The organism is Profundibacter sp. (assembly GCF_056498605.1).
The window spans coordinates 22,337-28,336 of sequence record NZ_JBSMEZ010000059.1; the positions used below are offsets into that span (position 1 = coordinate 22,337).

8 protein-coding genes are annotated in these 6,000 nt (G+C 60.9%); 4 read left to right on the forward strand and 4 right to left on the reverse strand.

The window, feature by feature from the left end:
* Positions 1-81: 81 nt before the first annotated feature.
* The gene (rpsD, locus tag ACWB12_RS06165; RefSeq protein WP_479529187.1) at positions 82-702 is read left to right on the forward strand and encodes a 30S ribosomal protein S4; all 621 of its coding nucleotides are present in this window, start codon (positions 82-84) and stop codon (positions 700-702) included.
* 299 nt (positions 703-1,001) lie between these two features.
* Here the strand turns inward: rpsD and ACWB12_RS06170 are convergent, their stop codons facing one another.
* A complete protein-coding gene (locus tag ACWB12_RS06170; RefSeq protein WP_479529188.1) occupies positions 1,002-1,322 on the reverse strand; it encodes an AzlD domain-containing protein in 321 nt (106 codons plus the stop codon).
* Complete coding sequence (locus ACWB12_RS06175; protein ID WP_479529189.1) at positions 1,315-2,019, reverse strand: AzlC family ABC transporter permease; 705 nt, start codon at positions 2,017-2,019, stop codon at positions 1,315-1,317. Before ACWB12_RS06175 ends, ACWB12_RS06170 begins: the two co-directional genes overlap by 8 nt.
* Positions 2,020-2,090: 71 nt before the next feature.
* Between ACWB12_RS06175 and mobA the strand changes: the two genes are divergently transcribed.
* The 3 genes from mobA to ACWB12_RS06190 are packed head-to-tail and all read left to right on the forward strand — an operon-like array spanning position 2,091 to position 4,493.
* Positions 2,091-2,750 (forward strand): molybdenum cofactor guanylyltransferase MobA, encoded by a 660-nt coding sequence (mobA, locus tag ACWB12_RS06180; protein ID WP_479529190.1) that lies wholly within the window; start codon positions 2,091-2,093, stop codon positions 2,748-2,750.
* Positions 2,747-3,241: a molybdopterin-guanine dinucleotide biosynthesis protein B gene (gene mobB / locus ACWB12_RS06185; protein ID WP_479529191.1), complete on the forward strand. Its 495-nt coding sequence runs from the start codon at positions 2,747-2,749 to the stop codon at positions 3,239-3,241. Before mobA ends, mobB begins: the two co-directional genes overlap by 4 nt.
* Positions 3,234-4,493 (forward strand): molybdopterin-binding protein, encoded by a 1,260-nt coding sequence (locus tag ACWB12_RS06190; protein ID WP_479529192.1) that lies wholly within the window; start codon positions 3,234-3,236, stop codon positions 4,491-4,493. Before mobB ends, ACWB12_RS06190 begins: the two co-directional genes overlap by 8 nt.
* 329 nt (positions 4,494-4,822) lie before the next feature.
* Here ACWB12_RS06190 and ACWB12_RS06195 read toward each other — a convergent pair whose 3' ends face one another.
* The gene (locus tag ACWB12_RS06195) at positions 4,823-5,800 is read right to left on the reverse strand and encodes a hypothetical protein (protein WP_479529193.1); all 978 of its coding nucleotides are present in this window, start codon (positions 5,798-5,800) and stop codon (positions 4,823-4,825) included.
* A gap of 21 nt (positions 5,801-5,821) precedes the next feature.
* A partial coding sequence (locus ACWB12_RS06200) for a GreA/GreB family elongation factor (protein ID WP_479529195.1) occupies positions 5,822-6,000 on the reverse strand: 179 nt, incomplete at its 5' end.

Sequence of the window (6,000 nt, forward strand, 5' to 3'; positions counted from 1 at the left end):
ACCTGTCATTCGGTAATAAGGCCGGATTAGGAAAGCACCTTTCAACATCCCTTCGGGGAGCCTTTTGAAAGGACCCAGCTCGTGACGAAACGTACAGCTGCCAAGTATAAAATTGACCGCCGCATGGGCGAAAACATTTGGGGCCGCCCCAAATCCCCGGTTAATCGCCGCGAATATGGCCCGGGCCAGCACGGCCAAGGCCGCAAGCAAAAGCTTTCTGATTTCGGCACCCAGCTGCGCGCCAAGCAAAAGCTCAAGGGCTATTATGGCGACGTAACGGAAAAGCAATTCCGCCGGATTTATGCGGATGCCGAGCGCATCAAGGGTGATACAGGTGCAAACCTGATCGGCCTGCTGGAGCGCCGGTTGGATGCGGTTGTTTACCGTGCCAAATTTGTGCCAACTGTGTTTGCGGCCCGCCAGTTCGTAAACCACGGCCATGTGACCGTGAATGGCAAGAAAGTGAACATCGCCTCTTACCGCGTAAACGAGGGTGACGTGATCGCCGTGCGCGAGAAGTCTCGCCAGATGGGCCTTGTGCTGGAAGCCGTTGGCTCGCCTGAGCGCGATACGCCCGAGTATCTGAACGTGGATCACAGCAAACTGACTTGCGAATTCCTGCGCACGCCAACCCTTTCGGATGTGCCATACCCAGTGGTTATGGAACCAAACCTCGTGGTGGAATTCTACGCGAAGAACTAAGGTTTTTCGAACGTCTCAACGAAAGGACGGCACCTCGGTGTGGCCCTTTTTGCATCTCCGCCTGCGGCGAAGACCCAGCCTCGCTACGCTCGGTGGCGGCGCGTCTGGCGTAGGTCTGCTTGGCGATATTGCACCCGCGCCGCGTTGCAGCGTTCGCGCCCGTGGTAAAGGGTGCAGAAGGTTGAGGGCGGCGCGGGTAAGACTCCACCAAGCAGAGCCACCTCTGCCGCGCCGCCATCGCGTCGCACACGCATTTTTCTGCAAGAAAAAGCCGCCCGAAGGGCGTATGGGCACTTGGATCAAGTGAAATATTGCACGGCATAAAGCACCGCCATGCCCCCGAAAATGGCCCCCAGCACCGAGCGAGTGAGGGCCCCTATGGCCAGTGCGGTGAGGGCCGCAAGGGTGCGGGCGGGGTCGGCCTCTCCGCCAGTGGCCGCTGGCCAAACCACAAGCGGGGCCACAAGCCCGGGCAGCACCGCCACTGGCACATAGCGCAGGTGGCGGGTGAGCCAGTTCGGCAGGTCCTTGCCCCCGAGCAGGCCAAGAAAGGAAAACCGGATCAGGAAGGTGCCAATGCCCAGTGCGATGATGGTGATCCAGATGTCGCTGTTATCCATGGGTGCCCTCCAGCCGTTTTTCAATAAATGCACCGGTGATCATTGCCAGCAGGGCGGCCACCATCAGCCCGCTATTATAGGGCAGCCACGCCAGCAAAAGTGCCAGCGTGACCGACACAAACGCCGCCGCGATATGGGGCAGGCTGCGCAGGGCGGGGGCCACGATGGCGATAAACGTGATCGGCACCGCGAAATCCAGCGCGTATTCCGGCGGGATGGCTTTGCCCGCCACTGCGCCCACAAAGGTAAACCCATACCAAAGCGGCGCAATGGGGGAAACCGCCCCGAAGAAATAGGCCAGCTTTTCCGGCAGGGGCCGCGCAGGATTTTTCTCGTATTCCGCGATCGACACCGCGTAGTTCTGGTCTACCAGAAAATACGCCGCCAAAGCGCGCCTGCCCAGGCTGGCTTTGCCCAGGTGCGGCGTCAGCGAGGCCGAATACATCGCCATCCGCATATTCACCGCCAGCCCTGTCAGGATAGCCACAATCGTCGGGGCGTTATCCGAAAGCAGCTGCAGTGCGGCAAATTGCGAGGCCCCCGCAATCACCAATATCGTCATCGCCATGGTTTGCACGATGTCCAGCCCCGCTTCTGTGGCCACCACGCCAAAAAGCAGCCCGAACGGGGCCACTACCAGCACAAAAGGCGCGCCCGCCCGAAAACCTTGCCAATATGCGCTGCCCATGCTGGACATCCCCTGTTTATCGTTGCAACCTCTCCCCTTACCGTGCCTTGCGCTGAAATAAAAATCACGAGGTTTGATCGATGACCCCACCGGAAAACATACCCGAGCATCGCCTGCGCCCGCCCAGCTCTCAGGCGCGGATTGCCGGCGTGGTGCTGGCAGGAGGCCAGTCCAGCCGCATGGGCGGTGGCGACAAGTGCCTTTTGCCGCTGGGGGGGCAGCCGATGCTCGGCCATGTTCTCTGCCGCATTTCCCCGCAGGTGGAAGCCGTAGTGCTTAATGCCAATGGCAACCCCGCGCGCTTCTCTGGCTATAACCTGCCCGTGGTGGCCGACAGTATCGGGGGCTTTGCCGGCCCGCTCGCCGGTGTGTTGGCGGGCATGGACTGGGCAGCGGCAAGCGGATTTTCCCATATTGTCAGCGTGGCAGCAGATAGCCCGTTTTTTCCGCCGCGCCTTGTAACGGGCTTGCGCTTTGCCTGCGAGGCCAGCCAACAGCCCATGGCCATGGCCCACAGCCCTCGTGCAGGCGGCGGCTTTTTTCGCCAGCCGACCTTTGCGCTTTATGATGTTTCTCTGCGAGACAATCTGCGCACGGCCTTGCGGGACGGCCTGCGCAAAGTTATCCAATGGGTGGAGCCGCTGGGCTGCGCACCGATTGTGTTTCACGGCTTCGGGGAAGATCCGTTTTTCAATATCAACACGCCGGAAGATCTGGCGCTTGCGGAAGGAAAATTATGAAGGTTTTTGGCATTACCGGCTGGAAAAACAGCGGCAAAACCACCCTGACCGAGCGCTTGGTGGCAGAAATTACAAGCCGTGGCATTACGGTTTCCACCATCAAGCACGCGCACCATTCGGTCGATGTCGACCAGCCCGGCAAAGACAGCTTTCGCCATCGCGCAGCGGGGGCGGGCGAGGTGATATTGGCCTCGGCCTACCGCTGGGCGATTATGCACGAGCTGCGCGGGGCCGGGGAGCCATCGGTGGATGATCTGCTGGCCAAGCTCAGCCCTGTGGATATTGTGCTGATCGAGGGGTTCAAGAAAAACGGCCATGCCAAAATCGAGGCTTCGGTGAAGCCGGACCGCCCGCTGATTGCGCTGGAAGACCCGAGCATTAAAGCCGTCGCAGCAGGGCATGAAGTGGGGGTGCTTTCGGTGCCGATTCTGGATATCAACGATATTCCGGCCATTGCCGATTTTGTGCTGAAGGAGGTCGGCCTTGGCTAAAACACCCCGCTTGAAGGATGACTGTTTTGCTCTGCCCGAGGGCACACACTGGACGCCGGTGGAAGAGGCGCTTGGCCACCTGAAGGCGCAGATGCGCTGTGTGGTGACGACAGAAACCGTGCCGGTGTGGCAAGCGGCGGGACGGGTGCTGGCGGCGGATGCCACGGCCAAGCGCGCCAACCCGCCCTATGCCAACGCGGCGGTGGACGGCTACGGCTTTGCTTTTGCGGGGATTGAAGGCGCAGGAGATCAGGCCTTGCCTTTGGTGGATGGGCGCTCGGCGGCAGGTGTGCCGTTTGAAGGCGTGGTGCCCTCGGGGCAGGCTATCCGGATATTAACGGGGGCGTCTATGCCTGCGGGTGTTGATACTGTGATCATGCAAGAAGATGTGCGCACGGAAGATGGTATTTTGCATTTCAGGCAGGGCATAAAGCAGGGCGCGAATTGCCGCGCGAGGGGCGAAGATATAGAGGCGGGTGCGGTGGCGCTGGAGGCCGGCACGCGGATGGGGCCGCAAGAGGTCGGGCTGCTCGTGGCGCTTGGCCTCGCCGAAGTTTCTGTCTATGAGCGCTTGCGGGTGGGGGTGCTATCGACGGGCGACGAGCTGCGCCAACCCGGAGATGATGCCAACGCGCACCAAATTTATGACGCCAACCGGCCGATGTTGCTGGCCCTGCTGCAAGATTGGGGCTTTGAGGCTGTGGATTTAGGCGTGGCTGCGGATGACCGCGCGGCGGTTGCTGCCGTGTTGGATAAGGCGGCGGAAAGCTGCGATGCCCTGCTCACTTCAGGCGGCGCTTCGGCGGGAGATGAGGACCACATGTCGGCGGTGTTGGGGGCAGAGGGGCGGCTGGACCTGTGGCGCATTGCCATAAAACCGGGGCGGCCTTTGGCGCTGGCCATGTGGCAGGGGATGCCGGTTTTCGGCCTGCCGGGAAACCCTGTGGCGGCTTTTACCACCGCGCTTATCTTCGGGCGGCCAGCTTTGGGGGCATTGCAGGGGCTGGGGTGGCGGCAACCGCAACCCACCCTGCAGCCAGCCGCATTTTCGAAGCGCAAAAAGGCGGGTCGGCGGGAATATTTGCGGGCACGGCGCAAAGATGATGGCTCGATCGAGGTGTTTGCCTCGGAAGGCTCTGGCCGAATTTCGGGGCTGGCTTGGGCGGAAGGCTTTGTGGAGCTGTCCGATGAGGCGATGGAGATTAAAACCGGAGATCCTGTCCGCTTTATACCGTTTTCAGAATACCGCTGAGGGGTGGGTTTGGCCTGCCGAGCGCAGCGAGGCCACGGCCCGTAGGGCAATCGTTTTTTGCCTTCAAAAAACCTGCCTTTGCTGAGCGGGGGGGGCATGGGCGTAACCTTTCCATCAAACACAATGGCAGATGCCCTCCCCGAAGCAAAGGCAAGTTGGCTGGGTGCGAGACTTAAAGCCAAGTCGCAGGTCGAACTGGGGCACTCCCGCCCGCCAGATGCTGTTTGCTGGGCAAACGCCCCCTGCGGTTGGGCCACGCCGCGCTACGCGCGGCAAAAAAAAGGGGCGACACGCCCCCACGCGTAAACACGCTCCCCCCTGAGGGGCGCTTAGCCAAACATGCCGCTCACCCGCCCGAGCAGCATAAAGGTGCGCCCCGTGCGCGTGTTGGCGAGCTTTTCGATTTGGGCATCACTACCATGGGCGCAAAACGCGCGCAGGGTAATATCAAACTGGCGCTGGAAATGCAGCGCCGCATCGCGAAATATCGGATCCGAGCGCATGCGGGAGCGGACTTTGGCAATGGCTGCGGGGTCATGTATGCCCCCCACGGCGGCGACCTCTTCGCCCCGCGTGCCATCTGCAAAGCGCCGCCACAGGGCAGCGGGGGCGATTTCGGGGGAAAGATCGTCGGTATAGATTCCATCTTGGCTTAACAGATTCATAATGTCTTCGGCCGCGCGTAAGCATTGTGAGGTTGCACTATGGCCCATGGCGACGCGCAGGGCGCGGAAGCCGTCGCGGTCTTTTTCGTCGGTCGGGAAATTAAGGGCGTGCAAGAGTTCGTCCCAATTCAAGGCCTCTTCCGTGGGGGCGGGGGTGTTGGGTTTTTCCGGAGCCGGTTTTGCCTCTGTCGGGACGCTCTGACCGGCTTGCGTTGACAAAATGGCGACCAGCGCTTTTTCGACCTGCTGCATTTGGCTGCTCAGGGTGGCGAGCTTGGCGTTGGTCTCGGCCCCGCCTTTGGGTGCTGGCGTAACGCGCGCTGCCGGATTGCCCGCCGGCCCCGCCTGAAAGCGCTTGAGCATGGCGGCAAGATCCCGCGCATCGCGCTGCACTTCGGATACGCGGCGCAGCAAAAGCACGCCGATCCAGATCAAAGCAATGGGGAGAATGGCGGCAAATGTGAAGATCATGATCTCTAGCGAGACCGGCCCTTGCGGCTCTACGCCATCGCCGATCAGCCCGAAATACCCCGCGCCATAGGCGGCAAGCCCAAGCACCCACAACACACTGAAAATAGTGGCAAAAAACGGCTCTCGCCCCTCGATGCTACTCGGTCCAAAGCTGCCGCCAAGCCTGTTCATTCGGGTCTGCCTCCTACGGGATTAAATGAATTTGACGCTCAATACCTCGTAACTGCGCGTGCCACCTGGTGTACGCACTTCTACGCTATCGCCTTCTTCCTTGCCAATCAATGCCCGCGCAAGGGGAGACTTGAGGTTGAGCAGGCCCTTATCAATGTTGGCCTCGTATTGCCCGACCAGCTGATAGGTGATTTCCTCGT

What these genes read in the sequence shown, in the direction of transcription:
- ACWB12_RS06170 (WP_479529188.1), bottom strand. Translation starts at nt 1,322, where the DNA reads ATGGATAACAGCGACATCTGGATCACCATCATCGCACTGGGCATTGGC.
- ACWB12_RS06175 (WP_479529189.1), bottom strand. Translation starts at nt 2,019, where the DNA reads ATGTCCAGCATGGGCAGCGCATATTGGCAAGGTTTTCGGGCGGGCGCG.
- mobA (WP_479529190.1), top strand. Translation starts at nt 2,091, where the DNA reads ATGACCCCACCGGAAAACATACCCGAGCATCGCCTGCGCCCGCCCAGC.
- mobB (WP_479529191.1), top strand. Translation starts at nt 2,747, where the DNA reads ATGAAGGTTTTTGGCATTACCGGCTGGAAAAACAGCGGCAAAACCACC.
- ACWB12_RS06195 (WP_479529193.1), bottom strand. Translation starts at nt 5,800, where the DNA reads ATGAACAGGCTTGGCGGCAGCTTTGGACCGAGTAGCATCGAGGGGCGA.